This is a genomic window from Nonomuraea sp. LP-02 (assembly GCF_036289125.1).
In the GTDB taxonomy this organism is placed as follows: domain Bacteria; phylum Actinomycetota; class Actinomycetes; order Streptosporangiales; family Streptosporangiaceae; genus Nonomuraea; species Nonomuraea bangladeshensis.
On sequence record NZ_JAXCLK010000001.1, the window covers coordinates 2,718,553 to 2,744,400 of the forward strand.

General features: G+C 74.9%; 25 protein-coding genes. 16 read left to right on the top strand and 9 right to left on the bottom strand.

Features of this window, described 5'->3' with window-relative positions; translation table 11 throughout:
- The 8 genes from SMD20_RS12620 (at position 1) to SMD20_RS12655 (ending at position 9,149) form a co-directional block, all read left to right on the top strand.
- Complete coding sequence (locus SMD20_RS12620) at positions 1-1,434, top strand: FGGY family carbohydrate kinase (RefSeq protein ID WP_329579514.1); 1,434 nt, start codon at positions 1-3, stop codon at positions 1,432-1,434.
- Positions 1,434-2,804 carry an NAD(P)/FAD-dependent oxidoreductase gene (locus SMD20_RS12625; RefSeq protein ID WP_329579517.1) on the top strand — a complete coding sequence of 457 codons (1,371 nt, stop codon included), beginning with the start codon at positions 1,434-1,436 and terminating at the stop codon, positions 2,802-2,804. Before SMD20_RS12620 ends, SMD20_RS12625 begins: the two co-directional genes overlap by 1 nt.
- Positions 2,801-4,039 carry an NAD(P)/FAD-dependent oxidoreductase gene (locus tag SMD20_RS12630; protein WP_329579520.1) on the top strand — a complete coding sequence of 413 codons (1,239 nt, stop codon included), beginning with the start codon at positions 2,801-2,803 and terminating at the stop codon, positions 4,037-4,039. The genes SMD20_RS12625 and SMD20_RS12630 overlap by 4 nt, the downstream gene beginning before the upstream one ends.
- Positions 4,040-4,134: 95 nt before the next feature.
- Positions 4,135-5,364 (top strand): cytochrome P450, encoded by a 1,230-nt coding sequence (locus SMD20_RS12635; RefSeq protein WP_329579522.1) that lies wholly within the window; start codon positions 4,135-4,137, stop codon positions 5,362-5,364.
- A 1-nt stretch (position 5,365) separates the two neighbouring features.
- The gene (locus tag SMD20_RS12640; RefSeq protein ID WP_329579524.1) at positions 5,366-6,001 is read left to right on the top strand and encodes a TetR/AcrR family transcriptional regulator; all 636 of its coding nucleotides are present in this window, start codon (positions 5,366-5,368) and stop codon (positions 5,999-6,001) included.
- 104 nt (positions 6,002-6,105) lie between these two features.
- Positions 6,106-7,074: an alpha/beta hydrolase gene (locus tag SMD20_RS12645; RefSeq protein ID WP_329579527.1), complete on the top strand. Its 969-nt coding sequence runs from the start codon at positions 6,106-6,108 to the stop codon at positions 7,072-7,074.
- A gap of 84 nt (positions 7,075-7,158) precedes the next feature.
- Positions 7,159-8,481, top strand: coding sequence for a sensor histidine kinase (locus tag SMD20_RS12650; RefSeq protein WP_329579529.1), 1,323 nt, complete (start codon positions 7,159-7,161; stop codon positions 8,479-8,481).
- On the top strand, positions 8,478-9,149 hold the full coding sequence (locus tag SMD20_RS12655; RefSeq protein WP_329579533.1) for a response regulator transcription factor: 672 nt from the start codon (positions 8,478-8,480) through the stop codon (positions 9,147-9,149). The genes SMD20_RS12650 and SMD20_RS12655 overlap by 4 nt, the downstream gene beginning before the upstream one ends.
- Here the strand turns inward: SMD20_RS12655 and SMD20_RS12660 are convergent.
- Positions 9,070-10,404 carry a DUF3500 domain-containing protein gene (locus tag SMD20_RS12660; RefSeq protein WP_329579536.1) on the bottom strand — a complete coding sequence of 445 codons (1,335 nt, stop codon included), beginning with the start codon at positions 10,402-10,404 and terminating at the stop codon, positions 9,070-9,072. The genes SMD20_RS12655 and SMD20_RS12660 overlap by 80 nt on opposite strands.
- 33 nt (positions 10,405-10,437) lie before the next feature.
- Positions 10,438-11,250: a FadR/GntR family transcriptional regulator gene (locus tag SMD20_RS12665; protein ID WP_329579539.1), complete on the bottom strand. Its 813-nt coding sequence runs from the start codon at positions 11,248-11,250 to the stop codon at positions 10,438-10,440.
- 68 nt (positions 11,251-11,318) lie between these two features.
- On the opposite strand from SMD20_RS12665, the gene SMD20_RS12670 reads away from it, so the two are divergent.
- Positions 11,319-12,209: a fumarylacetoacetate hydrolase family protein gene (locus SMD20_RS12670; protein WP_329579541.1), complete on the top strand. Its 891-nt coding sequence runs from the start codon at positions 11,319-11,321 to the stop codon at positions 12,207-12,209.
- On the opposite strand, the gene SMD20_RS12675 is transcribed toward SMD20_RS12670, so the two are convergent.
- Positions 12,169-12,597, bottom strand: coding sequence for a glutaredoxin domain-containing protein (locus SMD20_RS12675; RefSeq protein WP_329579545.1), 429 nt, complete (start codon positions 12,595-12,597; stop codon positions 12,169-12,171). The genes SMD20_RS12670 and SMD20_RS12675 overlap by 41 nt on opposite strands.
- 173 nt (positions 12,598-12,770) lie before the next feature.
- On the opposite strand from SMD20_RS12675, the gene SMD20_RS12680 reads away from it, so the two are divergent.
- Together SMD20_RS12680 and SMD20_RS12685 are read left to right on the top strand one after the other, a co-directional pair.
- Positions 12,771-13,442, top strand: a complete 672-nt coding sequence (locus SMD20_RS12680; RefSeq protein WP_329579549.1) for a DUF4142 domain-containing protein — start codon at positions 12,771-12,773, stop codon at positions 13,440-13,442.
- Positions 13,443-13,468: 26 nt separating this feature from the next.
- A complete protein-coding gene (locus tag SMD20_RS12685) occupies positions 13,469-13,975 on the top strand; it encodes a MarR family winged helix-turn-helix transcriptional regulator (RefSeq protein ID WP_329579552.1) in 507 nt (168 codons plus the stop codon).
- A 9-nt stretch (positions 13,976-13,984) separates the two neighbouring features.
- On the opposite strand, the gene SMD20_RS12690 is transcribed toward SMD20_RS12685, so the two are convergent.
- Genes SMD20_RS12690 through SMD20_RS12710 form a run of 5 tightly spaced genes read right to left on the bottom strand, consistent with a single transcriptional unit; the run spans position 13,985 to position 17,775 of the window.
- Positions 13,985-14,413: a GNAT family N-acetyltransferase gene (locus tag SMD20_RS12690; protein WP_329579556.1), complete on the bottom strand. Its 429-nt coding sequence runs from the start codon at positions 14,411-14,413 to the stop codon at positions 13,985-13,987.
- Positions 14,414-14,451: 38 nt separating this feature from the next.
- Positions 14,452-15,045, bottom strand: coding sequence for a response regulator transcription factor (locus tag SMD20_RS12695; RefSeq protein ID WP_329579559.1), 594 nt, complete (start codon positions 15,043-15,045; stop codon positions 14,452-14,454).
- Positions 15,042-16,169 (bottom strand): sensor histidine kinase, encoded by a 1,128-nt coding sequence (locus tag SMD20_RS12700; protein ID WP_329579562.1) that lies wholly within the window; start codon positions 16,167-16,169, stop codon positions 15,042-15,044. The genes SMD20_RS12695 and SMD20_RS12700 overlap by 4 nt, the downstream gene beginning before the upstream one ends.
- A complete protein-coding gene (locus SMD20_RS12705; RefSeq protein WP_329579565.1) occupies positions 16,166-16,867 on the bottom strand; it encodes an ABC transporter permease in 702 nt (233 codons plus the stop codon). Before SMD20_RS12705 ends, SMD20_RS12700 begins: the two co-directional genes overlap by 4 nt.
- Positions 16,864-17,775 (bottom strand): ABC transporter ATP-binding protein, encoded by a 912-nt coding sequence (locus tag SMD20_RS12710; protein WP_329579567.1) that lies wholly within the window; start codon positions 17,773-17,775, stop codon positions 16,864-16,866. The genes SMD20_RS12705 and SMD20_RS12710 overlap by 4 nt, the downstream gene beginning before the upstream one ends.
- 299 nt (positions 17,776-18,074) lie before the next feature.
- On the opposite strand from SMD20_RS12710, the gene SMD20_RS12715 reads away from it, so the two are divergent.
- Positions 18,075-18,770: a CHAP domain-containing protein gene (locus SMD20_RS12715; protein ID WP_329579570.1), complete on the top strand. Its 696-nt coding sequence runs from the start codon at positions 18,075-18,077 to the stop codon at positions 18,768-18,770.
- A 65-nt stretch (positions 18,771-18,835) separates the two neighbouring features.
- Here SMD20_RS12715 and SMD20_RS12720 read toward each other — a convergent pair whose 3' ends face one another.
- A complete protein-coding gene (locus SMD20_RS12720) occupies positions 18,836-20,017 on the bottom strand; it encodes a TetR/AcrR family transcriptional regulator (protein ID WP_329579573.1) in 1,182 nt (393 codons plus the stop codon).
- 175 nt (positions 20,018-20,192) lie between these two features.
- On the opposite strand from SMD20_RS12720, the gene SMD20_RS12725 reads away from it, so the two are divergent.
- From SMD20_RS12725 to SMD20_RS12740, 4 genes are all read left to right on the top strand, one after another.
- A complete protein-coding gene (locus tag SMD20_RS12725; protein ID WP_329579575.1) occupies positions 20,193-21,989 on the top strand; it encodes an AMP-dependent synthetase/ligase in 1,797 nt (598 codons plus the stop codon).
- The gene (locus SMD20_RS12730) at positions 21,986-23,122 is read left to right on the top strand and encodes an acyl-CoA dehydrogenase family protein (RefSeq protein ID WP_329579578.1); all 1,137 of its coding nucleotides are present in this window, start codon (positions 21,986-21,988) and stop codon (positions 23,120-23,122) included. Before SMD20_RS12725 ends, SMD20_RS12730 begins: the two co-directional genes overlap by 4 nt.
- A 126-nt stretch (positions 23,123-23,248) precedes the next feature.
- Positions 23,249-24,784, top strand: coding sequence for a PP2C family protein-serine/threonine phosphatase (locus tag SMD20_RS12735; protein WP_329579580.1), 1,536 nt, complete (start codon positions 23,249-23,251; stop codon positions 24,782-24,784).
- Positions 24,781-25,800, top strand: coding sequence for a cobalamin B12-binding domain-containing protein (locus SMD20_RS12740; protein ID WP_329579582.1), 1,020 nt, complete (start codon positions 24,781-24,783; stop codon positions 25,798-25,800). Before SMD20_RS12735 ends, SMD20_RS12740 begins: the two co-directional genes overlap by 4 nt.
- The last annotated feature ends 48 nt before the right edge of the window (positions 25,801-25,848 follow it).

Consider the following 25,848-nt stretch of genomic DNA (forward strand, 5'->3'; position numbering starts at 1 on the left):
ATGCACATCCTCGCCATCGACCAGGGCACGTCCGGGACCAAGGCCATCGTCGTGGACGCGACTGGAACGGTCCTGGCGATCGCCGAGGAGGGCCTGCGGCCCCGCTACCTCGACGGCGGCGGCGTCGAGCAGGACCCCGTGGCCCTGCTCGACTCCGTCCTGACCGCCGGGCGGCGGGCCGCGGCCGAGGCCGGGGTGCCGCTGGACGCGGTCGCCCTGGCCAACCAGGGCGAGACCGTGCTCGCCTGGGACCCGCGCACCGGCGAGCCGCTCACCCCCGCCATCGTCTGGCAGGACCGGCGGGCCGAGCCGCTGTGCGCGGCGCGGGCCGCGCACGCCGGGCGGGTCGCCGAGCTGACCGGCCTCGTGCTCGACCCGTACTTCTCCGCGCCGAAGATGCGCTGGGTCCGCGACGAGCTCACCACCGAGGGCGTCGTGACGACCACGGACACGTGGCTGGTGCACCGGCTGTGCGGGGCGTTCGTCACGGACGCCTCCACCGCCTCCCGCTCGCTGCTGCTCGGCCTGGACGACGCCCGCTGGAACGACGAGCTGGTCGAGCTGTTCGGGCTCGGCGGCGAGCGGCTGCCGGAGATCGTCGCCAGCGACGCCGTGGTGGGCACGACCCGCGCGTTCGGCCCCGAGCTGCCGGTGACCGGGCTGATCGTGGACCAGCAGGCGGCGCTGCTGGCCGAGGCGTGCCTGGAGGCGGGCACCGCCAAGTGCACGTACGGCACCGGCGCGTTCCTGCTCGCCCAGCTCGGCACCACGCCCGCGCGCTCGGCGTCCGGGCTGGCCACCTCGATCGCCTGGCGGCTGCGCGGCGAGACCCGCTACTGCGTGGACGGCCAGGTCTACACCGCGGCCTCGGCCGTGCGCTGGCTCGCCGACCTCGGGCTCATCAGCGGCGCGGGCGAGCTCGACGCCGTCGCGGCGCCGTCCGGCGACGGGGTGCTGTGCGTGCCCGCGCTCGCCGGGCTGGCCGCGCCCTGGTGGGACGCGGCCGCCACCGCCTCCTTCACCGGCATGACGCTCAGCACCGGCCGCGGCCACCTCGTACGGGCCCTGCTGGAGGGCGTCGCCGCGCAGGTCGCCGCGCTGGCCGAGCTGGCCGGGTCGGACCTCGGCGCGCCGCTGACCCGGCTGCGCGCCGACGGCGGCCTGACCCGCTCCCGCGTCCTCATGCAGGCGCAGGCCGACCTCGCGCAGATCCCCGTCGAGGTCTACCCGTCGCCGCACGCGACCCCGCTCGGCGCCGCCGCCTGCGCCGCGATGGCCCTGGATCCCGCCCTGGACCCGGCCACCGCCACGGGCGGCTGGCGGCCGTCGGCCGTCTACGAGCCCGCCTGGCCCGCCGAGCGGGCGGCCGGCTACCTGGAGCGATGGCAGGCCGCCGCCCGCGCCACCCTGTCCGCGAACTCAGAGGAGCAGTGATGATCACGTACGACGTCGCCGTGATCGGCGGCGGCATCGTCGGCTCGGCCATCGCCCGCCTGCTGGGCGGCGCCGACCTGTCGGTGGCGCTGCTGGAGGCACGCGGGGACGTGGGCGACGGCACCAGCAAGGCCAACACCGCGATCCTGCACACCGGCTTCGACGCCAAGCCCGGCACCCTGGAGTCGCGTCTGGTCGCCCGCGGCTACGACCTGCTCGGCGAGTACGCCGCCGCCACCGGCATCCCGGTCGAGCGCACCGGCGCGCTGCTGGTCGCCTGGAGCCAGGAACAGCTCGACGCCCTGCCGGGGCTGCGTGACAAGGCCGCGCGCAACGGCTACACCGCCTGCGAGATCGTGGACGCGGCCGAGGTCTACCGCCGGGTCCCCGCGCTCGGGCCGGGCGCGCTCGGCGGCCTGACCGTGCCGGGCGAGTCCGTCATCTGCACCTGGACCACGAACCTGGCCCTCGCCACCGACGCCGTCAACCGCGGCGTACGGCTGCTGCGCGGCCACCGCGTCACCACGGTCCACCAGGACACGGACGTCACCCGGCTGACCACCACCGCGGGCGAGGTCACCGCCCGGTGGGTGGTCAACGCCGCCGGGCTCGGCGCCGACCGGCTCGACGCGCTCTTCGGCCACGACCGTTTCACCGTGACGCCGCGCCGCGGCGAGCTGCTGGTCTTCGACAAGCTCGCCCGGCCGCTCGCGCCCTGCATCGTGCTGCCCGTCCCGTCGTCGGCGGGCAAGGGCGTGCTGGTCAGCCCAACGATCTACGGCAACGTCATGGTCGGCCCGACCGCCGAGGACCTGACCGACCGCACCGCCACCGGCACCTCGGAGCCGGGCCTCGCGTTCCTGCGGGAGAAGGCGGCCGCGCTCATGCCGGCGCTGACGAAGGAGGAGGTCACGGCCACGTACGCGGGCCTGCGGGCCTCGATCGGCCAGGACGACTACCTGATCGACCTCGACGCCGGGCAGCGCTACCTCCTGGTCGGCGGGATCCGCTCCACCGGGCTGACCGCCGGGATGGCGATCGCCGAGCACGTCGCGGGGCTGCTGGGCGAGCATCTGGACCTCGCCGAGCGGGCCGGGCTGCCCGCGCCGCCGCGCATGCCCAACCTGGGCGAGGCGTTCACCCGCCCGTACCAGGACGCCGCCGCGATCGCGGCCGACCCCGAGTACGGCCGGGTGGTGTGCTTCTGCGAGCGGGTCACCCGAGGCGAGCTGCGTGACGCCCTCGCCTCGCCGGTGCCGCCCGCCGACCTGGAGGGGCTGCGGCGTCGTACGAGGGCCATGAACGGGCGCTGCCAGGGGTTCTACTGCGGCGCCCGGGTACGCGAGATCTTCGAGGGGGAGACGCAATGACCGAGCGCGTGCGGGTGGCCGTGATCGGCGGCGGCCCGGCCGGGCTGACCGCGGCGGCCGCCCTCGCCCCGTCCGTGGCCGGCGACGTCCTGGTGCTGGAGCGGGAGGCGGAGACCGGCGGCATCCCCCGGCACAGCGACCATCCCGGTTACGGCATGCGGGACCTGCGCAGGTTCATGTCCGGCCCGGAGTACGCGCGCCGGCTGACCCGCTCGGCCCGCGAGTCCGGGGCACGGCTGGAGACCGAGGCGATGGTGACCGGCTGGGCCGGGCCGCGCACCCTGGAGGTGACCTCGCCGCGCGGCCGGCGGCTGGTCGAGGCGGACGCGGTGGTCCTCGCGACCGGGGCACGGGAGCGGCCCCGGCCGGCCCGGTTCATCGCCGGTGACCGCCCGGACGGCGTCTACACCACCGGCCAGCTGCAGAACCTGGTGCACCTGCACCACCGTGAGGTCGGGCGGCGGGCCGTGATCGTCGGCGCGGAGCTGGTGAGCTGGTCGGCGGTGCTGACCCTGCACGAGGCGGGCTGCCGTACGGTGCTCATGACCAGCGAGTACGACAAGCCGGAGGCCTACACCGCGTTCCGCGTGCCGGGCCGGCTGGCCTTCGGCGTGCTGGTGCGGGCCCGCACCCGCGTGGTCGCCATCCACGGCAAGGGCCGGGTGACCTCGGTCGACATCGAGAACCTGGACACCGGGCAGCGCCACCGCGTCCCCTGCGACACGGTGATCACCACCGGCGACTGGATCCCGGACCACGAGCTGGCCCGCGCCGCCGGACTCGACCTGGACGAGGGCACGCGGGGGCCGCGCGTGGACACGTCGCTGGCCACGAGCGTGCCGGGGGTGTTCGCGGCCGGGAACCTGCTGCACCCGGTGGACACCGCCGACGTCGCCGCGCTCGACGGCCGGCACGTCGCCGCGGCCGTGCTCGGCCACCTGGCCGGCGAGCCCGCGCCGGGCGGCGGGGTGCCGCTGGTCGCCGACGCGCCGCTGCGGTGGGTCGCGCCGCAGCTCGTCCGGCCCGGCGGCCCGCCGCCCTCGCGCGGCAAGCTGCTGCTGTGGTCGGACGCCTTCCGCACGCTCCCCCGCGTCACCGCGACGCAGGACGGGCGGGTGCTCGGCCGTACCCGCCTGCCGTGGCCGGCCGCGCCGGGGCGGGTCTTCCGCGTCCCGTTCTCCCTGGTGGCGGGGGCCGACCCGGCGGGCGGGCCGGTACGTCTCACGCTGGCCTGACTCTCTGAACGTGCACGACGTGCATGGATGCACGTCGTGCACGTTTGTCGCTAGGGTGGCGGGCGAGACCTTGCCGCCCAGGAGAGGATGTGCTCATGACGACCGAGTCCCCCACCGCGATGCGGCGCCTGCTGCCCGCGGACATGGTGGAGCGGGGCGCCTGCCCGTTCGACCCGCCGGCCGGGCTGCGGGAGCTGCGCGGGAAGACGGCCGTCCAGCCGCTGACGCTGGCCAACGGCGCGCCGGTCTGGCTGGTCACCGGCCTGGAGGAGGCGCGGGCCGTGCTCGGCGACACCCGCTTCAGCTCCGACCGGGTCCGCCACCCCGACGCCACGAGTCCCGGGCCCGCCGCGCCCCCGGTCGAGAGCCGCACCGACGGCATGTTCGTCTTCATGGACCCGCCGGAGCACACCCGGCTGCGGCGGCTGCTGACCGGCCAGTTCACCGTGCGGCGGATGCGGGCCCTGGAGTCGCGCATCCGCGAGATCGCCGTCGAGCACCTGGAGGCCATGCGGGCCGCCGGCACCGAGGCCGACCTCGTGCCCGCGTACGCGCTGCCGATCCCCTCCCTGGTGATCTGCGAGATGCTCGGCGTCGACTACGCCGACCGCGACCGGTTCCAGAGCAACACCGCCATCGCCCTCAACTCCGACACCCCCGACGACGAGCGGGCCCGCGCCGGGCTGGAGCTGTACGGGTTCATCCAGAAGCTGGTCGACGCCAAGAAGAGCGAGCCGGGCGACGACATGCTGTCCGGGCTCATCCACGACGCCGACCCGCCGCTGACCGACGCCCAGCTCGTCGACATGGCCCTGGTGCTGCTCGGCGCCGGCCACGAGACGACCGCCAACATGCTGGCCCTCGGCACGTTCGCGCTGCTGGAGAACCCCGGGCAGCTCGCCGCACTGCGCGACGACCCCGGCCTGCTGGACAACGCGGTCGAGGAGCTGCTGCGGTTCCTGTCGATCATCCAGATGGGCGTCAGCCGGGTGGCGACCGAGGACGCCACGATCGCCGGCGTGGACATCCCCGCGGGCGCCACGGTGATCATCGCCACGCCCGAGGCCAACCGCGACCCGCGCCTCTGGGACGACCCCGACCGGCTCGACGTACGCCGCCGCCGGGTCTCCCACCTGGCCTTCGGGCACGGCGTGCACCAGTGCCTCGGCCAGCAGCTCGCCCGCGTCGAGCTCAAGGTCGGCCTGGGCGAGCTGCTGGCCCGGCTGCCGGGCCTGCGCCTCGCCGTGCCCGCCGACCAAGTGCCGCTGCGCAACGAGATGCTGATCTTCGGGGTGCACTCCCTGCCGGTGACCTGGAGCCCGTGACATGAGCGAAGCCGGCCCGCCGGCGGGGACCGGACGGCGCGAGCGCAAGAAGCTGGCCACCCGCGCCGCACTCCGGGAGGCGGCGCTGCGGCTGGCCGCGCGCCACGGCGTGGAGCGCGTCACCGTCGAGCAGCTCGCCGCCGAGGCCGACATCGCGGTGCGGACCTTCTTCAACTACTTCTCCAGCAGGGAGGAGGCGCTGGTCGCCACGCTGGCCGCCGGGGCGGAGGCGCTGATCGCCGAGTTCCGCGCCCGGCCGCCCGCCGAGTCGGTGCTGACGGCCCTGCGGGAGGCGGCGCTGCGCGTGCTGCGGGCCGGCGACCTCGCCGGAGAGGAGCAGGTCCAGGCGCTGCGGCTGATCGTACGAGCCCCCTCGCTGGAGCCGCAGCGGCTGGCGGTGTTCGCCGCGCAGGAGCGGGCACTCGCGGCGGCCATCGCCGAGCGGGTGCCGGCCGCGGCCGGCACCCTCTACCCGGCGCTGTGCGCGGCCACGGCGCTGACGGCGATGCGCCTCGTCCTCGACGAGTGGCTGGACGACGCCGCCGCGTCCCGGGCGAGCCTGCGGAAGAGCCTGGACGAGGTGATGGCCGAGCTGGCCGCGGGACTCGACCGGCCCGGCGGCCCGGTTGACCCGTAGTACCTGAGAGCTACGGGCGAGGTTCGCTCCACAGCGGGAGTCGGGCGGGCCCCGGTGATCCGTACGGTCGGCGTGGACGATCATCGACCACCGAGGGACCCGCCATGCTCTTCTTCCCGAAGCCCCGCCCACCGCGCCCGGGGGCGCTCCGGGCCGGGCTGGCAGCGCTGATCATGGGGGCGGTCGTGTGGCCGGTGATCGGGGCGGCGCGGCCGGGGGCGGTGCCCGCGCCCGTGCCCGCGCCTGTCCCGCCGCTGGCCGTCTCGCTCGGCGACGGGCTCGCCACACGGTACGCGGCCGCCCGCGCCGAGATCCTGGCGGCCGTACGGACCGCGGACCGCCACGGGCACCACCGGCGGGCCGCCGCCCTCCGCGAGCTGGCCGCCCCCGCCCGCCGCTTCCTGGCCTTCGACGGGCGGGACGGCGGCCGGGCCGCGGAGGTCTTCGGCGACCTGCCCACCGCCCGCGGGATCGCGGTGCTGGTCCCCGGCGCGGGCGTCGACCTCGACCGGTACGGCCCGCTGCGCGGCGGCGCGACGCGGCTGCGGGACGCGCTCGGCGACGGTTCCGCCGTGGTCGCCTGGCTCGGATACGCGACCCCGAGCAGCGTGAGCCTCCAGGCGCTGACCCCGGCCCGCGCCGACGCGGCGGTGCCCGCCCTGCGCGCCTTCGTACGGGAGCTGCGCGCGGCCAGGCCGGCGGCGCGGATCTGGCTCGTGTGCCACTCCTACGGCTCCGTCGTGTGCGGCCGCGCCGCCGGCGGGCTGGACGTGACGGGCGTCGTGCTGCTCGGCGGCCCCGGCGCGGGCGTCGCCACCGCCGCCGCGCTGGGCCCGTACGCCGAGGTGTGGGCCGGCCGGGCAGCCGGCGACTGGGTCGCCCTGCTGCCGCACGTGTCCGTCGAGCTGCCGTTCGCCACGGTGGGGCTGGCCGCCGACCCGGTGTCGCCCGGGTTCGGCGCCCGGGTGCTCGACGCGGGCGGCGGCGGGCACGGCGACTACCTGGCGGCCGGTTCCCCGGCGCTGGCGAGCGTCGCGCGGATCGTGGCGGGGGCGGGTGACGGCGATGGATGACCGTCCCCGGCGGTGCTGCCACGGGCCCGGCCGCGTCGCTACGCTGGAGCGGCCGGACGCGGGGACGGCCAGGGTGGAGGCGACGTGAGGCGGAAGCAGGCGGCCGCGCGGCGTGGTCCCCTCGCCGCCCTGCGCGCCGACCTGTGGTCCACGGCCGCCGACCCGCTCCCCCGGATGCGCGGGCCGCGCCCGTTGGCCCGGCTGCCGCACGTCCTGGTCGTGCTGTACGCGCTGGTCCTCGGCCTGTTCCCGGACGGCCCGGGCATCGACCCGACGGTCCCGCTGCTCGCGACGGCGCAGGCGGCGGCGCTGGTGGCCGCGATGTTCCGCCCGCTGCCGGCCTTCTGGGCGTCGCTCGCCGTCGTGCTGGCCGGGGCCCGTACCGGGATGACGTACCTGCCGCAGACGCTCACCTTCCCCTGGATGGTCGAGCCGGGGGCGCCCCTGCCGAGGTTCCCGGAGGGTGAACCGGTGGCGTTCCCCTGGACGGGGTCGGGGATCTTCCTGCACGCCGGGGTGCTGTTCCTGCTGGCCCTGCGGGTACGGCCACGCGCCGCCGCGGAGGCGCTGGCGGTCAGTGTGCTCGCCGCGGCGGCTTGCGTGGTGTTCCTGCCCGAGCAGACGGGCGGCATGCCGGTGCTCGCCGTCCCCGTGTACGCGTTCGCCGTCGCCTCGGGCACGATGGTCCGGATGCTGAGGACGACCAGGACCCGGCTGGAGGCCCAGGAGGAGCTGACGGCGGAGGAGCGCGCCCACCGCACGCTGCTCCAGGAGCGCAGCAGGATCGCCCGCGAGCTGCACGACGTGGTGGCGCACCACATGTCGGTGATCTCCATCCAGGCGCAGGTGGCGCCGCACCTCGTCCGCGACCCGCCGGACGAGCTGCGCGACAACCTCGCCGGCATCCGCGAGAACGCCGTCGAGGCGCTGACCGAGCTGCGCAGGATCCTCGGCGTGCTGCGTACGGAGGACTCCGCGAAGGACGGGCAGGCGCCGCAGCCGACGCTGGACCGGCTCGGCGAGCTGCTGGCGAACGTGCGGGGCGCGGGCGTCGCGCTCACCGAGGAGATCGTGGGCGAGCCGCGTCCGCTCGCGCCCGGCGTGGAGCTGTCGGCGTTCCGCATCGTGCAGGAGGCGCTCAGCAACGCGATGCGGCACGCGCCGGGCGCGGCCGTGACGCTCCGGCTGCGTTACCGGCCGGACGCCCTCACGATCCGGGTCGTCAACGCCGCCCCGGCGAAGCCCGTGACGTCACCCGGCGGCGGGCACGGGCTGCCGGGCATGCGCGAGCGCGCCGCCATGCTCGGCGGCGACCTGGTCGCCGGGCCGACGCCCGACGGCGGCTACGAGGTCAGCGCGTTCCTGCCCGCCGGCCCTTCCGGGAAAGGTGACGAGAGCGCCCCATGACGAGCATCCGCGTGCTCATAGCCGACGACCAGGCGATGGTACGCCAGGGCTTCACCGTGCTGCTCGACGCCGAGCCGGGCATCGAGGTCGCCGGCCAGGCCGCGAACGGCCTCGAGGCCGTCGCCATGGCCGCCGAGCTGAACCCCGACGTCGTGCTCATGGACGTGCGGATGCCCGAGCTCGGCGGCATCGAGGCCACCCGCCGCATCGCCGCGCAGGCGGGCACGACGGTGAAGGTCCTCATGCTGACCACGTTCGACCTGGACGACTACGTGTACGAGGCGCTGCGCGCCGGCGCGTCCGGCTTCCTGCTCAAGGACGCCTCGGCGGCCGAGCTGGCGCAGGCGGTGCGGGTGGTCGCCGCCGGGGACGCGCTGCTCGCGCCGGCCGTCACCAGGCGGCTCATCGCCGAGTTCGCGCGGCTGAGCGCCGGGCCGCGCCCGCCGCTGAAGGAGCGCCTCGGCGACCTGACCGAGCGGGAGACGGAGGTGCTGGCGCTGGTCGCGCAGGGCCTGTCGAACGCGGAGATCGCGGCCGGCCTGGTGGTCGCCGAACAGACGGTCAAGACGCACGTGAGCCGGATCCTGGTCAAGCTCGGGCTGCGCGACCGGACGCAGGCGGCGGTGTTCGCGTACGAGACGGGCCTGGTCCGCCCGTCCGGCTACTGACCCCGCCTCCCTGCTGTCGGGCCTGCCACTGCCGTACCCAGGCGCGGCCGTAGTCGTTGCCGTGCGGGGTGCGCAGCACGGTGTGGACGTGGAACGGCTTGGGAGTGTCGTAGTCGAGGAAGACGCCGCAGTGGTGGTCGAGCTCGGCGACGATCACCGGCGACTGGAGCCGGTAGTAGAAGACGTCGCCGGGCCGGTGCCCGCCGATCCAGCAGAACCAGGTCTCCTCCAGGTGAGCGGCGACCTCCCTGAGCCGGGCGGCGCGCGGCCCCTCCGGCAGGAGCCTGGCGAACGTGGCCGCGATCGCCAGCGCGTGCTCCCGTGCCTCGGCGGGCATGTCGGCGACCCGGAGGCCCTCGACCGGGATCACCCGGTTGTCCTGGAACGCCCCGGCCAGGTGGCGTTCGTCGCCCGGATCCACCCGGCCCTCCGGCATGGCCGGATCGACCATCCGCTCGTAGACGACGGCCTGCCGGCGCTGCTCGGCGGGCAGCGCGGCCATCAGCCGGAGCCCCAGCTCCACCCGGTCGGCGAACACGCCGCGCAGCCCGGCGTGCGGGCCCGCGTCGATCTCGTCGGGCTCGGCGCCGAGGAACACCGGCGACAGCGCCATGCGGCCCTCGACGACCAGGCAGTTGAGCGCGCAGTGGTGGCCGTAGAGCTGCCAGCCCCACGGGGCGCGGAGGTCGGGGGTGCCGTAGAGCGCGAGGTTGTAGCTGAACTCGTTGAGTATGGTCTCCAGGCCGACGACCTCGCCGAGGAAGCCGTTGATGAGCATCATCGCGCGCGTCAGTTCGTACCCCTCGGGCGAGAGCGAGGCCCGTACCAGCGCCAGGGCCTTCTCGCGGACCGGCTCCGGCTGGAGCTCCAGGCGTAGGCCGGTGTCGAACTGCAGGAACTCCGGGTTGGCCCAGGTCTGCCACTCCGCGGCGTCCACCGGGTGGCTGAGGCGCGCGCGGCCCTCGTCGTCCAGGGCGGCGAGCAGGTCGCGGGCGGCGGCCGTCATGGCCTCGACGGGCGCCTCCTCGCCCGGCTCGGCGGGCCTCAGCGGGTGAAGGCCCTCGCGGAGGACGCCGTTCTCGGTGACGCCGCGGAACTCGTTCCTGTAGAGCGGGGTCCAGTTCGCCACCAGGCCGCCGGTGAACGTGCCCGGTCTCCTGGCGAGCTCGCCGTAGGCGTACGGGTCGAGGCCGCGGATCTCGGCCAGGCGCGGGTGGTCGTGCGGGAACAGGTGCCGTCGGTACTCACCGGGCATGACGGGCTCCTCCGGCGTTCGGGGGGTGAGGGGTCAGGGGGCGGCGGGGGTGCGGTGTGCCGCGACGGCGGCGCGGACCGCGGCCTCGTCGCCGTCGGCGATGGCCTCGACCAGGTCGGCGTGGACCTGGTAGCGGACGGCCCGGTACGCCGCCCGCCGGTCGTCGGCGGGCGGGTCGTCGCCGGGCCGGTCGTCGGCGGGCCGGTCGTCGGCGGGCCGGTCGTCGGCGGGCCGGTCGTCGGCGGGCCGGTCGTCGGCGGGCCGGTCGTCGGCGAGGCGGGCGGATGTGGTGCCCAGGTGGCCCAGGGTGCCGACGTAGACGGCCCGGGCCATGGCGTTCGGGCTGATGGCGGCGATCCGTTCGTGCAGCGCCCAGTTGGCGCGCATGAAGCCGTCCCAGCCGGGCGCGGCGCGCAGCTCGCGCAGCAGGCGGCGCAGGTCGGCGACGTCCCGGCCGGTGCGGTGCCGGGCCGCGCCGAGGTCGATGAGCTCTTCGAGGTGCTCGCGCAGCTCGATGGCGTCGGCGACCGTGCCGGGCTCGTCGGCGACGCTCAGCAGCGTGTGCCGCAGCCGCACCACCGGCCCGCGGTCGGCGGCGAACAGCCCGCCCCCGCGCCCAGGCCGGATCTCCAGCACGCCCCGGTCGCGCAGCAGCCGGACGGCCTCGCTGACCGTCGCGTAGGCGAGGCCGGTCTCGGCGCGCAGCGACTCCAGCGTCCCGACCGGCTCGCCGGGGGCGAGCCCGCGGATGCGCTCGTCGAGCACGGCGGCCAGCCGCTCGGCGCGGGTACGCGCGCCCTGCCCGACGCCGGCCAGGGGTTGTCCGGTGGAGGAGGTGTGCGGCATAGTCGCCATCCAAGCACAAACCTGCGAACCTTTAGAAGGGTTTGCGCGACGGCGCGAGGAGACGGCCGATGAGGATCGTGGGCATCCGCAGGGACGGCGGCCCGGTCGAGGTGGCGGCGCTGTCGCCCGACGGCACGGCGGTCACCGTGCTGACCGGGCTGGAGGAGTTCTGGGCCGGCGCGTCCGCCTGGCTGTCGCGGGAGCCGGCCGGCGAGACCGTCCCGGCCTCGGCGGTCGTCCTCGTGCCACCGGTGCTGCCGGAGGCGCGGGTCATCTGCGTCGGGCTCAACTACCTCAGGCACGTGGCCGAGGGCTCGTACGCGGGCGAGGGCGTCCCGCCGCACCCGACGCTGTTCGCCCGCTGGACGCGGTCGCTGACCGTCGGCGGCGTCCCGGTGCCGGTGCCGTCGGGCGAGGACGGCCTGGACTGGGAGGGCGAGGTCGTGGCGTACGTGGGGGCGCCGCTGGCCGACGCCGACCCGGACGAGGCGCTGGCCGCCGTGGCCGGCTACTCGGCCTTCAACGACATCACCTCGCGCCGCGCCCAGAAGCTGACCAGCCAGTGGATCCTCGGCAAGAACGGCGACAACTCCGGCCCCCTCGGCCCGCTGGTGCCGGCCGGCGAGGTCGGCGACCTGCGCGACGGGCTGCGGGTGCGGACCCGGGTCAACGGCGAGGTCGTCCAGGACGGCTCCACCGACGAGATGGTCTACACCGTCGGCGACACGCTCGCCCTCATCTCCCGTACGTTCACGCTGCGGCCCGGCGACCTGCTCGCCACCGGCACCCCCTCCGGGGTCGGCTACGCCCGTACGCCGCCGTGGCTCCTGCGTCCTGGCGACGAGGTGGAGGTCGAGGTCGAGCGGCTCGGCCGCGTACGCAACCCGATCGTCGCCAACGACGCCCGTTTGACGGAAGTCACCGCAGGCGCTCGCGCACCCAGGCGGGGTCAGGATTGACGTACGCCTCGCCCCGCAGCACCACCGTCGGGACCGTCTCCGAGCCGCCGTTGACGGCGCGCACCACCGCCGCGCCTTCCGGATCGCGCCAGATGTCCACCCAGTACGCCCGGCGGGCGTCGCGCCCCAGCCGGAAGCGCAGCCGCAGGCAGTAGCGGCAGCCTGCCCGCCAGTAGACGATCGCGCGGCCGTCGGCGGCGCTCAGCTCGCGCGCGCGGGCCGCGCCGACCGGCCGGGGGAACGCCAGCGGCGACAGCCACCAGGCGGCCGCGGCGAACACCACGAGGATCACGGCCGCGGCCACGGTCTGCCCCGAGGCGAACCTGGTGATCGCCGCCGCCAGGCCGAACAGCGTCATCAGCCCGGCCATCGTCCACGCGCGCATCATGCCGCGGACGTTATCGGGGCCCCGGTCGCCGGTCTGATGCCGGGGGCCCTCTTGCACTGCGCAACCGTTGCACACTGCCATGAACAGACCCGCGCCCGTCGCGCGTATCTCATGACGAGCGGCGCCTTCCGACCCGGCGCCGCGCCACCCGGATCCGGAACGGGATGACTGTCATGGATCACCCCAGCTCGACCACCGCCTTGACCACCGCCGGGGGCCTCGCCGCCCTCTGCCTGCTCACCGCCTGCGCCGGCTACACCCCCACGCCCCTCCCCGACACCGCCGCACTCGACGCCGCCGTGACCGCCACTGGGGCCGCCCAGCCGACCGGCACCCCTGCTCCGCCAGAAAGCGACACCGGCACCGTCCAGACCAAATGGGGCCCGCTGTCGGAGCTCGACCGCGACCTCGTCCGCAAGGTACGCCTGGCCAGCCTGTGGGAGATGCCCATGGCGCAGGACGCCGTCCAGCGCGCCGACGCCGCCCGCGTCCGGCAGATCAGCGAGGAGATCGCCGCCCAGCACCACACCCTCGACCGCCAGGTCCGCGACGTGGCAGGCAAGCTGCGGATCACCCTGCCGGTCAAGCCGACCGACCAGCAGCAGGCGTGGATGACCGACATCTCCGGCCGGTCCGGCCCGGCCTACGACGCCACGTACGTCAAGTGGCTGCGCCTGGCGCACGGCCAGATCTTCGGGCTGATCGGCACCGTGCGCGGCACCACCCAGAACACCCTGATCCGCCGCTTCTCCGAGCAGGCCAACGCGGCCGTGCTCAACCACCAGCGCCTCCTGGAGAGCACCGGCCTGACCACCCCGGAGAGCTTCCCCACCCCACCCTCCTGAACGCACGAACGTGTACAACTGAGCCCATGAAACAGCCCTTCGCGGGCGGCCAGGCCGGTGCCGACGACCTCGACGCCGTCATCTCGGCCGTGCTCACCGGCTCGCGGCTGCTGGTGGCCATCGCGGCCCGTTCCCTGGCCGCGGCCCAGGACCGGGTCACGCTCCCCCAGTTCCGCATGCTGGTCGTGCTGTCGGTGCACGGCGAGACCAAGCTCGTCACCATGGCCGAGTTGCTCGCCGTCAACAGCTCCACCGCCATGCGGATGGCCGACCGTCTCGCCGCCGCGGGTCTCGTCACCCGCGAGGTCAACCCGCACAACCGCCGCGAAAGCCTCATGCGGCTCACCGCCGCCGGCCGTCAGCTCGTCGAGGAGGTGACGGCGCGCCGCCGCGAGGAGATCGCGGCCATCGTCTCCCGCATGACCCCTGAGCAGTCGCGCGCGCTCATCTCCGCCATGAACGCCTTCACGGAGGCCGGCGGCGAGAGCCCGCCAGGGCCCCGCTATCCGCTCGGCTGGCCCGACGCCCCGTGAGACCGGCCCTTACGCCAGCGGCTTGACCCAGCGGGACCACTCGGGCTGCGGTCCGTAGCCGGCCGCGGACCAGGCCGGATGGGCGAGGATGTTGTCGTCGAGCACCATGGCGTCGGCCCGGAACGCGCCGAACGCGGTGAAGCGCGCCTCGGCCGCGGCGAGCAGCGCCGTGGCGATGCCCTGGCGGCGGTGGCCGGGGTGGACGGCCAGCCGGTAGAGGTGGGCGCGCCAGCCGTCCCAGCCGGCGATCAGCGTGCCCACCAGTTCGCCGCCGTCCGGCAGTTCGGCGATGAGCAGGGCCTCGGGGTCGCGCTCGACGAGCGCGACCACCTTGGCGGCCGAGTCGTGCCGGTCGGTGCCCTCGGCGGCCAGCAGCCAGAAGGTGAGCACGTCCTTCACGTCGTCCGGCCCGCCGCAGCGGATCTTCACGCCACCCATGGCGGCGAGCCTAACAGGCCCTTCTCCGGCGGCCCCGGTCAGAGCCAGCCGCGGGACTCGGCGACCCGTACGGCCTCGGCCCGGTTGCGGGCGCCGGTCTTGCCGATCGCGGAGGACAGGTAGTTGCGCACGGTGCCCTCGGTCAGGAACAGGTGGCGGGCGATGTCGGCGACGGTCGCGCCGCCGGACGCGGTCCGCAGCACCTCGGCCTCGCGCTGGGTGAGCGGGCTCGGCCCGACGGTCAGGGCGGAGACCGCCAGCTTCGGGTCGATCACCGTCTCCCCGGCCATGACCCGCCGCACCGCCGCGGTCAGCTCGGCGACCGGGGCGTCCTTGACCACGAACCCGGCCACGCCGGCCGCCAGCGCCCGGCCGAGATAGCCGGGCCGGCCGAACGTCGTGACGATGACCACGCGCTGCCCGCGCAGGCGTTCGGCGACCGCCAGGCCGGACATGCCGGGCATCTCGATGTCGAGCAGGATCACGTCGGGCCGGTGCTCGGCCACCGCGGCCTCGACCTGGTCGCCGCGCCCGACCTCGGCCACCACCTCGATGTCGTCCTCCAGCGACAGCAGCGCGGCGAGGCCGCCCCTGACGAGCTCCTGGTCGTCGGCGACGAGGACGCGGATCATGACGGCCTCACCGGTACGCGGGCGCGCAGCAGGTAGCCGGCGCCGTCCGGTGGCGGGCCGGTCTCCAGGCGTCCGCCGGCCGCGGCGAGGCGTTCGGCCAGCCCGGTCAGGCCGTTCCCCGGAGTGGTGCCGGGGGGCGGGCCGGTGCCGTCGTCGCGTACTTCGACGGTGGCGGCGTCGTCGTCCACGGCGAGGGCGATCCGGCAGCGGCGGGCGCGGCTGTGGCGTACGACGTTGGTGGCGGCCTCGCGTACGGTCCAGGCGAGCAGCGTCTCGGCGGCGGCCGGGATGGGGCCGCCGGCGGGCGAGACCTCCAGGTGGATGCCGGCCAGCGCGAGGCCGCCGCTCGCCCGCCGCAGCTCGTCGGACAGGGCGGGGGCGCGGTAGCCGGTGACGGCGTGACGCACCTCGTCGAGCGCCCGGCGGGCGGCGCGCTCGACGTCGGCCATCCGGCTCGCGGCCCCCTCGGGGTCGGCGTGGGCCAGCCGGGAGGCGAGCTGGCTGGTGATCGTGATCGAGGTCAGCGTGTGGCCGAGGGTGTCGTGCAGGTCGCGGGCGAAGCGCAGCCGCTCGTTGTCCACGGCGAGCTGCGCCGCCTCGGCGCGGGCGGCGGCGAGCCTGGCCAGCAGCTCGCCCATGCCCAGCAGCGCCGAGACCGCCCCCGCCTCGGCGAGGATCACCAGCGGCACCCACCAGATCTGCCCGACCGGCAGCCCGTACGCCGCCAGCACGCCGGTCGTGACGGCCGCCGTCGCCATGAGCGCCGCCGCGAACGCCACGCCGCGCACCACGAGGGCCAGCGCGCTGACCACGAAGACGAAGCTCACGTACGCCCACGGCGGCCCCAGGACCGGCATGCCCGCCAGCGCCGCGGCGACCACCCCCGCGGGCCACCACGGCGCCGGACGACCGGGCCCGAACACCGCCCACGTCGTACGGAGCCAGCACACCACGAAGACCGCGGCCACGACGGCCACCCACAGCACCCGCCACGGCTCCGGCCGGGACCCGGCGGACGTCCAGGCGAACGTCCCCAGCGGCCAGGCCAGCAGGGCCAGCCAGGTGGCCGACCCTGCCCTGGCCGCCGTACGCCCCCGGCTGAAGTCCACGTCGTCCACGTTCACAGGGCCCGACGGTAACGCCAGAGGGCCAGCGCGACGAAGACCAGCGTCCACCCGGCGAGCACGGCGAGCGAGAGACCCGTCGGCGGCTCGCCCGCCAGCGCCCGCCAGCCGAGCGAGCCGACCTGGTAGGTGGGGCTGTACTCGGCCAGCGCCCGCATGCCGGCCGGCATGCTCGTCACCGGCACCCACAGCCCGCCGAGCACGGACAGCCCGAAGTAGACGATCATCATGGCGAGGCTGGCGAGCTGGCCTCTGAAGGTGTAGCCGAAGGCCACGCCGAGCGCGGCGAACGGCAGCACGCCCGCCCAGATGAGCACCACCAGCGCCGCCCACGTGCCCGCGGGCAGCCGTACGCCGGCCAGCAGCGCGCCCGCCGCCAGCACGACGAGGACGCTGGGCAGCACCCCGGCCGCCGCGCCGAGCAGCTTGGCCGTCACGTAGCCGTGCGCGGGCAGCGGGGTGACGGCGAGCTGCCGCAGCCAGCCGCCGGCCCGCTCCATCGCGATGGCGCCGCCGACGAACATCGCGCCGCCCATCGCCCCGTACGTGGCCATGGACACCATCGCCTCGGCGGGCGGCGCCACGGTCAGCACCTTGGCCCACAGCAGGAAGAGCAGGAGCGGGAAGACGGTCAGCATGGTCATCCCGACCGGGTTGCGGAGGGCCCGCGCCAGCTCCAGCCGTACGTACGCGCTCATAGCCGTGCTCCTTCCGCCTGCTCCGTCCCGGCCGTCAGGCTGACGAAGGCGCTCTCCAGGTCCACACCCTCGACGCGCACGCCCCTGACGTCGTCGAACGCGGCGAACAGCGCCCGCAGCGTCGCGTCGGAGTCAACGGTACGCAGGGCCACGGTGCCGCCCTCGGCGTGGACGCCGCGCACGCCCGGCAGGGCGCGCAGCCGGGCCAGGTCGGCGTCCCCGGGGACGGCCTCCCGCTCGAAGCGCACCTCTCCCCCGCCGACCAGGGCCTTGATCGCGTCCACGGAGCCGTCGGCGACGACCCGGCCGCGGGCCAGCAGCACGACGCGGTCGGCGTAGGCGTCGGCCTCGGCCAGGTAGTGGGTGGCGAAGACGGTGGTGCCGGCCCTGCGTCTCACCTCGTGCCAGAGCGCGCGGCGGCCGTCCACGTCGAGGCCGGCGGTGGGCTCGTCGAGCACCAGCAGCCCGGGGCCGCCGGCCAGGGCGAGGGCGAACCTGACCCGCTGCCGCTGCCCGCCGGACAGCCGGCCCACGCGCCGCTCGGCGAGGTCCGCGACGCCCGCGGCCTTCAGGGTGGCGGCGAGGGGTGGCGGGTGGTCGTACATGGCGGCGACGGCGGCGACCAGCTCGCGCACCCGTACGTCGTCGAGCAACCCCGCCTCCTGCGGCAGCACGCCGACGCGGCCGGCGCGCAGGGCGTCGGCAGGCGGGCGGCCGAGCAGCGTGGCCCTCCCCGAGGTGGGCGGCAGCAGGCCGAGCGCGACGGCGAGCAGGGTGCTCTTGCCCGCCCCGTTGGGTCCGAGCAGCGCCACCGTCTCCCCCTCGCTGACCGTGAGGTCCACTCCGTCCAGGGCGGTGACGGGTCCGTAGCGCTTGCGTACGTCGTCCAGTTCCAGCGCGTTTCGCATGGCTCCAGCGTGCGGGGGCGGGGCGGCGCGGAGGTAGTGCGGCGCGTCAGCGGCGCGGGCATGACAAACGTCATCGCAGGTAAAGACTGATGTCGATGTCGTTGCCTGGGAATTACCCAGGTGGGAGGTTAGTTGTACACATCGGACGCGAGATGACATAACTCCGCGTACCGGGCATCGCAATCTTGACTCTCTTATGGCCCTCAGCGAGGAGCCGTGCGATCGCCCCCCTGGCAGCCGCCGCATCGGGCGCTGCCGACGACCGTTGCACGACACACCGCACAGGAGCGTATTTCTTCATGTTCGAGCACCGTCTCACGCATGCCCGCACCGCCCTCCGCGCCACGCTCGGCGCCGCCCTCGCCGCCGGAGCCGTCGCCGGTGGTGTCGCCGCCGGCACCGCCGCCCACGCCGACGCCGACGTCCGTCCGCCCGCCCAGGCCGCCCACGTGGCCCAGGCCGGGGCCAACGGCGAGGCCGGCGAGCGTACGCAGGCCGTCAAGGTGACCGCCGCGCAGGTCCTGGCCACCGCCAGGGCGCAGATCGGCACCACCGAGAACGCCGACGGCGGCGGCACCAAGTTCCAGGACTGGTACGCCACCTCGCAGCGCGGGGCGGAGACCGCCGCCCGCGACGGCGGCAACATCACCTCGTACAAGAACGCCCCCTGGTGCTCGATGTTCGTGTCCTGGGTCGGCGAGCACACCGGCGCCCGCTCGCAGATCGGCTGGGACGCCTACACCGTGACCCACGCCAAGTGGTTCGAGGCCAACCACCGCTTCGGCACCGAGGCCAAGCCCGGCGCCGTGGTGTTCTTCTCCTGGAGCGGCAGCAAGAGCCTGAGCGCCATCAACCACGTCGGTTTCGTCGTCAAGGACAACGGCGACGGCACGATCTCCACGATCGAGGGCAACACCGGCAACGGCAAGGTCGAGCAGCGGACCCGGCCGACCTCGCAGGTCGTCGGCTACGGCTACCCGACCTACGCCTCCTGAGTCAGGGCTTCTTGAACGGCGCCCCGGCGCGTACGCGGCGGGCGCCGTTCGCGTGCCCCGGCGCCTCAGTCCGTGACGAGCAGCTGTCTGAGCAGCGCGGCGGTGCGTGACTCGGACGCCGACGGGCCGGCCGCGCGGGCGAGGTCGGCCACGATGTTGAGCGCCGCGTGCGCGCGGAAGCGGACGCGGGCCGGCTCCTCCCCCGGGCGCAGCTCGGCGAGCAGGCCGGTCCAGGTGTCGACGTGCCGCCGCTGGGCGGCGCGCAGCCGCCGCAGGTCGGCCGGGGGCAGGTTCTCGCCCTCGGTGAGGTAGACCGCGGTGAGGTCGGCCTGGTCGAAGGTGTACGAAACGTAGGTGTCGATCAGCCTCGACAGCGCCTCGGCGGGCGTGCTCGCACCGGCCAGCGCGGCGGCCGTGAGGTGTTCCAGGCGGCTGGTGGCGCGGTAGTAGGCGGCGGCGAGCAACTCGGCCTTGCCGGTGAAGTGCGTGTAGACGCTGGAGGCGTTGATGCCGGCGGCCTGGCCGATGTCGGCGATGCTGACCTGGTGGTAGCCGCGCTCGTCGAAGAGCCTGACGGCCTCGGCGAGCAGCCGTTCACGGCGGGGCAGCAGCGCGAACCGCCCTTCGGGGACGGGCGGCTCGTCGAGAACGGGCGGGCCTTCCGGGGCGGGGAGATCGGCGGTGAGGACCGTGGCGACGCAGCCGAGGACGGTCTGCTCGGCCTTGGCCCTGGGCAGGCTCGCCCGGTGGGTGGCGGGGCTCGCGATGACGCTCAGCGCGGCGGAGGTGAGCAGCGCGGCGTCACGCCGCCCCAGCTCGGGCCGCACCCCCAGCAGCAGCTCGCGCAGCGCGCGCACCGAACGCTCGAACGACGCGGCCGGCCCCACCTGGAGCCCGGGGTCGAGATGGCGGGCCTCCCACTGGTAGAGCCGGGCCACGCCGCGCCGGTCGAGGGTGTAGCGGACCAGCGCCCGCAGCGCGGCGTCCAGGCGCTCGCCGGGCGTGGCGGCGTCGGCGCCCGCGGCGACGCACCCAGCGAAGCGGGTGACCAGCTCCTCGACGGCCGCGGCCAGCACGGCCTGCTTGTTGGGGAAATGCCGGTAGATGGCCGGGCCGGTGATGCCGACCTCCTGGGCGATGTCCTCGATGCCGACGTTGTGGTAGCCGCGGGCGCAGAACAGCTCGGCGGCGACGAGGGCGATCGCCTCCTTGCGGTCCTTGGGACGGGCGCGCTGACTTGTCGGCATGACCCGAGTCTAGCGATCGCTTGGTGAGCCGGAAATCGCCCCTCCCTCTTTCGAGAGCACGCGTTTCACCTGCTCCAATGAGTCCGTAAGTAAGTCGTGATTCGGATGTATTGACACCAGAACGATGTTCGGGATTCGATGGAGGCGCTCGGGGTCCGGCGGAGGGAGAAAAAGGATGATCACAGAGGCGGACGTGCGCGCCGCGCTGGGTGCGTACACGGTTCCTGAGCTGCTGCGGCGCAACGCCGAGGAGCACGGCGACCTGCCCGCCCTGACCGGGACCGACGGCGACACGCTGACCTGGCGCGAGCTGCGCGAGCGGGTGCTGTCCGTGGCGCGCGGGCTCCACGCGCTGGGCCTGCGGCACGGCGAGCGGCTGCTCATCGGCATGTCGAGCCGTCCTGAGCACTGGATCGCCGACCTCGCCGCGGTCGAGCTGGGCGCGATCCCGTGCACCACGTACGCGACGTTGAGCCCGGAGCAGATCCGCCAGGTCGCGCTGCACAGCGCGGCCACCGTGGTGGTGCTGGAGGGCCCGGCCGAGCTGGAGCGGTGGGCGCCCGCGCTGGCCGCGATGCCCGGGCTGAAGGGCGTCGTGACCGTCGAGGACATCGGCGACACAGCAGACTCCGGCCACACGCGCTTCGCCGACCTGCTGGCCACGCCGGGCGACGAGCTGCCGCCCGCGAACGCCTCCCAGGACGACCCGGTGACGATGATCTACACCTCGGGGACGACCGGCGACCCGAAGGGCGTGGTGCTCTCGCACCTCAACGTGCTCTACCAGTGCGCGCTCCAGGAGCTGGTCCAGCCCACGCCCGCGAACCCGCGGACGGTCGCGTACCTGCCGCTCGCGCACATCGCCGAGCGGGTGCTCGGCATCTACCTGCCGATCTACGCCGCCGGCCACGTGACGATCTGCGCCGACTCCACGAAGCTGCTGCCCACGCTGATCGCGGTACGGCCGCAGGCGTTCTTCGGCGTGCCGCGCGTGTGGGAGAAGTTCGCCGCCGGGTTGCAGCAGATGCTCGCCGCCCTGGACAGCGACGCGCTCCGCCGGGCGCGCGAGCTCGCCGCCGAGGCGTACCGGATCCGCGGCGCCGGCCACGAGCCGGACGCCGAGCTGGCCGCCGAGCTGGAGCGCGCGGACCAGGAGGTGCTGCGGCCGCTGCGCGAGCGCATCGGGCTCGCCGAGGCGGTCCGGCTGGGCAGCGGCGCGGCGCCCATCCCCGCCGAGGTGCTGGAGTTCTTCGGCAGCCTCGGCATGCCGATCATGGAGGTCTGGGGGCTGAGCGAGACCACCGGCTCGGCCACCAGCACCTTCCGCGACGACTACCGGGCCGGCACGGTCGGCCGCCCGATGCCGGGCATGGAGATCAAGCTCGCCGACGACGGCGAGATCCTGGTCCGCGGGCCGCTGGTGTTCCTCGGCTACCTCCAGCCCGACGGGCAGGTGAAGCCCGCGGTGGACGCCGACGGCTGGCTCGCGACCGGCGACATCGGCGCCCACGACGACAACGGGCTGCTGCGGATCATCGACCGCAAGAAGGAGATGATCATCACCTCGCACGGCAAGAACATCGCGCCGAGCGCGGTCGAGTCGCTGCTGCGCGCGCACCCGCTGATCGGGTACGCCGTCGTGGTCGGCGACCGGCGGCCGTACCTGACGGCGCTGCTCATGCTGGACGAGGAGGCCGCGCCCGTCTGGGCCAGGGCGCGCGGCATCGCCGCGGTCGAGCTGAAGGAGCTCGCCGCCGACCCGCAGGTGCTGGCGGAGCTGGCCGAGGGCGTCGAACGGGCGAACGCGGCGCTGTCGCGGCCCGAGCAGGTGAAGGCGTACCGCGTGCTCGACCACGCGTGGAGCCCGGCGAGCGGGGAGCTCACCCCGTCGCTGAAGCTGCGGCGGCGGGTCATCGAGCAGCGCTACGCCGAGGTGATCGAAGAGCTCTACAGGGGAGGATCTGGGGCGTGACCTTGACCGACGAGCGGCGCGACTTCGTGGCCGCCATCGAGGACTTCTGCCGCCGCGAGGCGGGCACCCGCGAGCAGTGGCTCAAGCTGACCGACGGGGGCGCCGAGCCGCACCACGACGGCATCTACCGCAGGATGGGCGAGCTCGGCTGGCTGGGCGTCGCGGTCCCGGAGGAGTACGGCGGCGCCGGCCAGAGCATGGTGGACCTGCTGCTGTTCCTGGAGACCACCGCCTACTGGCAGGTGCCGATCGGCGGGTTCGCCACGTCGGCGATCACCGCCGCCTCCTACGAGAAGTTCGGCAGCGAGGAGCAGAAGCACCGGGTGCTCGGCGACTTCCTGCGCGGCGAGGTGCTGGCGGTGTCGATGTCGGAGCCCGGCGCGGGGTCGGACGTCGCGGCGCTGACCTGCCGGGCCGAGCGCCGCGACGGCGGCTGGGTGATCAACGGCCAGAAGACGTGGTGCTCCAACGCGCACATCGCCGAGCACATCCTGCTCGTCGCCCGCACCTCCACCGAGGGCGGCAGGCACGACGGGCTCACCATGTTCTCCGTCCCGGCCGGCGTCGAGGGCCTGACCGTGCGCGGCATCGAGACGATGGGCGGCCGCGAGGTCAACGACCTCTACTTCACCGACTGCCGGCTGCCCGAGAACGCCGTGGTGGGCGAGGTCGGCTCGGCCTGGCGGCAGCTCATGTCCGGGCTCAACCTGGAGCGCATGATCCTCGCCGGGCTGATGCTCGGCACCGCGCGCCGGGTGTTCGACGACACGGTGGCGTACGTGCGTGAGCGCAGGCAGTTCGGCCGCCCGGTCGGCAGCTTCCAGGCGTTGCGGCACCGGCTCGCCGACCACGCCACCGAGCTGGAGTGCACGCGGCTGCTGGTGCACGACGTGGCGCGGCGGATCGAGGCCGACCCGGAGCGGCAGCTCCCGCGCGAGGCGTCGATGGCCAAGCTGAAGGCGACGGAGCTGGCCAAGGCGCTGGCCCTGGACGGCATGCAGATGATGGGCGGCTACGGCTACGCCACGGAGTACGGCATGGAACGCCTGCTGCGCTCCACGGTGGTGTCCACGGTGTACGGGGGCACGAGCGAGATCCAGCGCGACATCATCGGCAAGTCGTACGGGCTCTGACCGCCGGCCCGGCCCCAGCGGCTGGCACAAAAATGGCACAAAGACGGCCGAGCATCGGGAAAGCCATGTATGTCCCGTCACTAGGGTGAAAACCAGGCAGGTGACCGCGGACGGGGCAGGTTCGGCATGGCACGGGAGGACACGCCGTACCCGATGCTGGTCCTCGGCGCGTCAGGCGTCGTCGAGGCGGCGAATACGGCCGCCCGCGCGCTGCCCGGCGGCGCGCGGGACATCCCCGCGTGGCTGCTGCGCGCGCACCGCGAGCACTCCGGCGGACCGGTCCGCGGGCCGGTGGGTGAACGGATCTTCGAGGCGCATCCCGTACACGACGACGGCGCGGGCCGCGTCGAGTGGTGGCTGGTGGACGTCACCGAACAGCACCGGGCCGGCGAGGCCCTGCGGGCCGAACGGGACTCGCTGGCGGCCGTGATCGAGGTGTCCAGCCGGCTCCTGTCCACGCTCAACCTGGACCGCTGCCTGGAGACGGTGGCGCGGCTGGCGGTACGGCACCTCGCCGACGCCGCCCGGGTCGTCCTGCCGCGCCGCGGGCACCGGCACATGGTCGCCTGCTGTGAGGCGGGCGGCGCCGTACACCGGGATCTGACCGGCGACGCGGGGAGCATGCCCGGCCTGGCCGAGGCGCTGCGGGCCTTCCCGCCGGTGCCGCCCCGCTGGCTGGACCCCGCCGAGGCGCCCGGCTGGGTGACGCGGGACGCGCCCGCCGGGATCGGCTCGGTGGTCGTGCTCGCGCTTCCCGGGTACGGGCTGCCGGCGGGCGCGCTGATCCTCCTGCGCCGCTCGGAGAGTCACGCCTTCACCCCGTCCGAGGAGTTGTTCGCCTCGCTGTTCGCCGCCCGCGCGGGCACCGCGATCTCGATCGCCCGCCTGTACGCCGAGCAGGCCTCGATCACCGAGACCCTGATGGCCGACCTGCTTCCGCCCGTGGTTACGCACGTGGACGGCGTGGAGGTGGCCGGCCGCTACCGGGCGGCGGGCGACAGCGCGCTGGTAGGCGGGGACTTCTACGACGTGCACGCGGTCTCGGGCGCCGGCCACCGGTCCCTGGTGGTGCTCGGCGACGTGTCCGGCAAGGGGCTTGAGGCGGCGGTGCTCACCGGCAAGATCCGCAACACGCTGCGCGCCCTGCTGCCGTTCGCCGACGACCACCAGCGGGTGCTGAACCGGCTCAACGACGTGCTGCTCGCCGCCGAAGGCTCCCGCTACGTCACGCTCGTGCTGGCCGGGGTCGAGCGCCGCGGCGGCCGGGTCGTGCTCCGGCTGACCAGCGCGGGCCATCCGCCGCCGATGATCGTCCGCCTTGACGGGCGGGTGCAGGTGGCCCGTACCAGGGGGACGCTCATCGGGCTGCTGGAGCACGTCACCAGCGTCACCGAGGAGGTGCTGCTGGAGCCCGGCGACACCTGCCTGCTCTACAGCGACGGCGTCATCGAGGCGAGGGGCGGGCCGCTCGGCGGCGAGCTGTTCGGCGACGAGCGGCTGGAGGCCGAGCTGCGGCGCTGCGCCGGCATGCCGGCCGACGCCCTGGCGGAGCGGGTGCAGATGCTCGCCTCGCAGTGGGCGGGCGGCGGCGAGCGCGACGACCTCGCGGTCGTCGCCATCGGCGTGCCGCGCGAGACCCCACGGAACGGACCGGTCCCATGAACGACGGTGTCGAGCGGTACGAGGAAGCGCTGTGGGAGGCGGCGATGGCCGGCGACGAGTACGCCGCGATCGACGCCGCCGTGTCCGCGCTCGACGGCGGCGTGCCCGCCGAGACCCTGATCCTGGACGTGGTCGCCGCCGTGCAGGCGCGGCTCGGCCAGGCGTGGGCGGACAACCGGATCACGGTCGCCCAGGAGCACACGGCGACCGCGGTCAACGAGAGCGTGCTCGTCGTGGCGGCCCACCACGCGGCCACGCGGCAGCGCGGTTCCGCGCCGGTCAAGGGGCGGATCTGCGTGGCGTGCGTGGAGGGCGAGTGGCACACGTTCCCCGTCCGGCTGCTCGCCGAGGTGCTGCGGCTGCGCGGCTGGCGGGTCGACTACCTCGGCGCGCACGTGCCCACCGCGCACCTCGTCGTGCACCTGCACCGGACCGGGCCGAGCGCGGTCGCCCTGTCCAGCTCGATCGCCATTCACCTGCCGGCCGCGCACGCCTCGATCACGGCGTGCCAGGCGGCGTTCACGCCGGTGCTCGCCGGCGGCCCCGCGTTCGGCCCGGACGGCCGTTACGCCCGCCGGTTCGGCGCGGACGCCTGGGCGCCGGACGCCCGCGGGGCCGCCGACCTGCTCGACCGCGGCCTTCCTCGGCGCGGCGCGCCCGGCGACGCCCACCATGCCGACCCCGAGTACGTGGTGCTCGACGACCGCGCGCCCCTCCTGGTCAGGGACGTCGTGGAGGAGCTGGCCCGGCACGCCACCGAGGAGGGGCCGCGCGGCGACACGGCCGAGGACGCCGCCTCGATCGTCGGCTACCTGAAGGCCGCCGTCTACGTCGGCGACCCCGGGCTGTTCACCTCCTTCGCCGGGTGGCTGGCGCAGATGCTGGGGGCGCGCGGCGTGCCCGCCCCCGCCCTGCCGGCCGCCCTGGGCGCACTGGCCGCCCGCCTGCCCGGCCTGCCACACGCCCGCGCGACGCTCGCCGAGGCCCGCGCGGCCCTCCGCGCCCGGCAGCCATGATGCCGTACGGGTATCACCGGATGCAGAAATGCACTTGGACGGGAATCA

Coding starts and splice junctions, on each gene's coding strand:
- SMD20_RS12740 (WP_329579582.1), top strand. CDS start 24,781: ATGAACGACGGTGTCGAGCGGTACGAGGAAGCGCTGTGGGAGGCGGCG.
- SMD20_RS12695 (WP_329579559.1), bottom strand. CDS start 15,045: ATGATCCGCGTCCTCGTCGCCGACGACCAGGAGCTCGTCAGGGGCGGC.
- SMD20_RS12645 (WP_329579527.1), top strand. CDS start 6,106: ATGCTCTTCTTCCCGAAGCCCCGCCCACCGCGCCCGGGGGCGCTCCGG.
- SMD20_RS12685 (WP_329579552.1), top strand. CDS start 13,469: ATGAAACAGCCCTTCGCGGGCGGCCAGGCCGGTGCCGACGACCTCGAC.
- SMD20_RS12710 (WP_329579567.1), bottom strand. CDS start 17,775: ATGCGAAACGCGCTGGAACTGGACGACGTACGCAAGCGCTACGGACCC.
- SMD20_RS12675 (WP_329579545.1), bottom strand. CDS start 12,597: ATGATGCGCGCGTGGACGATGGCCGGGCTGATGACGCTGTTCGGCCTG.
- SMD20_RS12625 (WP_329579517.1), top strand. CDS start 1,434: ATGATCACGTACGACGTCGCCGTGATCGGCGGCGGCATCGTCGGCTCG.
- SMD20_RS12620 (WP_329579514.1), top strand. CDS start 1: ATGCACATCCTCGCCATCGACCAGGGCACGTCCGGGACCAAGGCCATC.
- SMD20_RS12690 (WP_329579556.1), bottom strand. CDS start 14,413: ATGGGTGGCGTGAAGATCCGCTGCGGCGGGCCGGACGACGTGAAGGAC.
- SMD20_RS12725 (WP_329579575.1), top strand. CDS start 20,193: ATGATCACAGAGGCGGACGTGCGCGCCGCGCTGGGTGCGTACACGGTT.
- SMD20_RS12660 (WP_329579536.1), bottom strand. CDS start 10,404: ATGCCCGGTGAGTACCGACGGCACCTGTTCCCGCACGACCACCCGCGC.
- SMD20_RS12715 (WP_329579570.1), top strand. CDS start 18,075: ATGTTCGAGCACCGTCTCACGCATGCCCGCACCGCCCTCCGCGCCACG.
- SMD20_RS12635 (WP_329579522.1), top strand. CDS start 4,135: ATGACGACCGAGTCCCCCACCGCGATGCGGCGCCTGCTGCCCGCGGAC.
- SMD20_RS12735 (WP_329579580.1), top strand. CDS start 23,249: ATGGCACGGGAGGACACGCCGTACCCGATGCTGGTCCTCGGCGCGTCA.
- SMD20_RS12665 (WP_329579539.1), bottom strand. CDS start 11,250: ATGCCGCACACCTCCTCCACCGGACAACCCCTGGCCGGCGTCGGGCAG.
- SMD20_RS12670 (WP_329579541.1), top strand. CDS start 11,319: ATGAGGATCGTGGGCATCCGCAGGGACGGCGGCCCGGTCGAGGTGGCG.
- SMD20_RS12680 (WP_329579549.1), top strand. CDS start 12,771: ATGGATCACCCCAGCTCGACCACCGCCTTGACCACCGCCGGGGGCCTC.
- SMD20_RS12655 (WP_329579533.1), top strand. CDS start 8,478: ATGACGAGCATCCGCGTGCTCATAGCCGACGACCAGGCGATGGTACGC.
- SMD20_RS12640 (WP_329579524.1), top strand. CDS start 5,366: ATGAGCGAAGCCGGCCCGCCGGCGGGGACCGGACGGCGCGAGCGCAAG.
- SMD20_RS12720 (WP_329579573.1), bottom strand. CDS start 20,017: ATGCCGACAAGTCAGCGCGCCCGTCCCAAGGACCGCAAGGAGGCGATC.
- SMD20_RS12630 (WP_329579520.1), top strand. CDS start 2,801: ATGACCGAGCGCGTGCGGGTGGCCGTGATCGGCGGCGGCCCGGCCGGG.
- SMD20_RS12705 (WP_329579565.1), bottom strand. CDS start 16,867: ATGAGCGCGTACGTACGGCTGGAGCTGGCGCGGGCCCTCCGCAACCCG.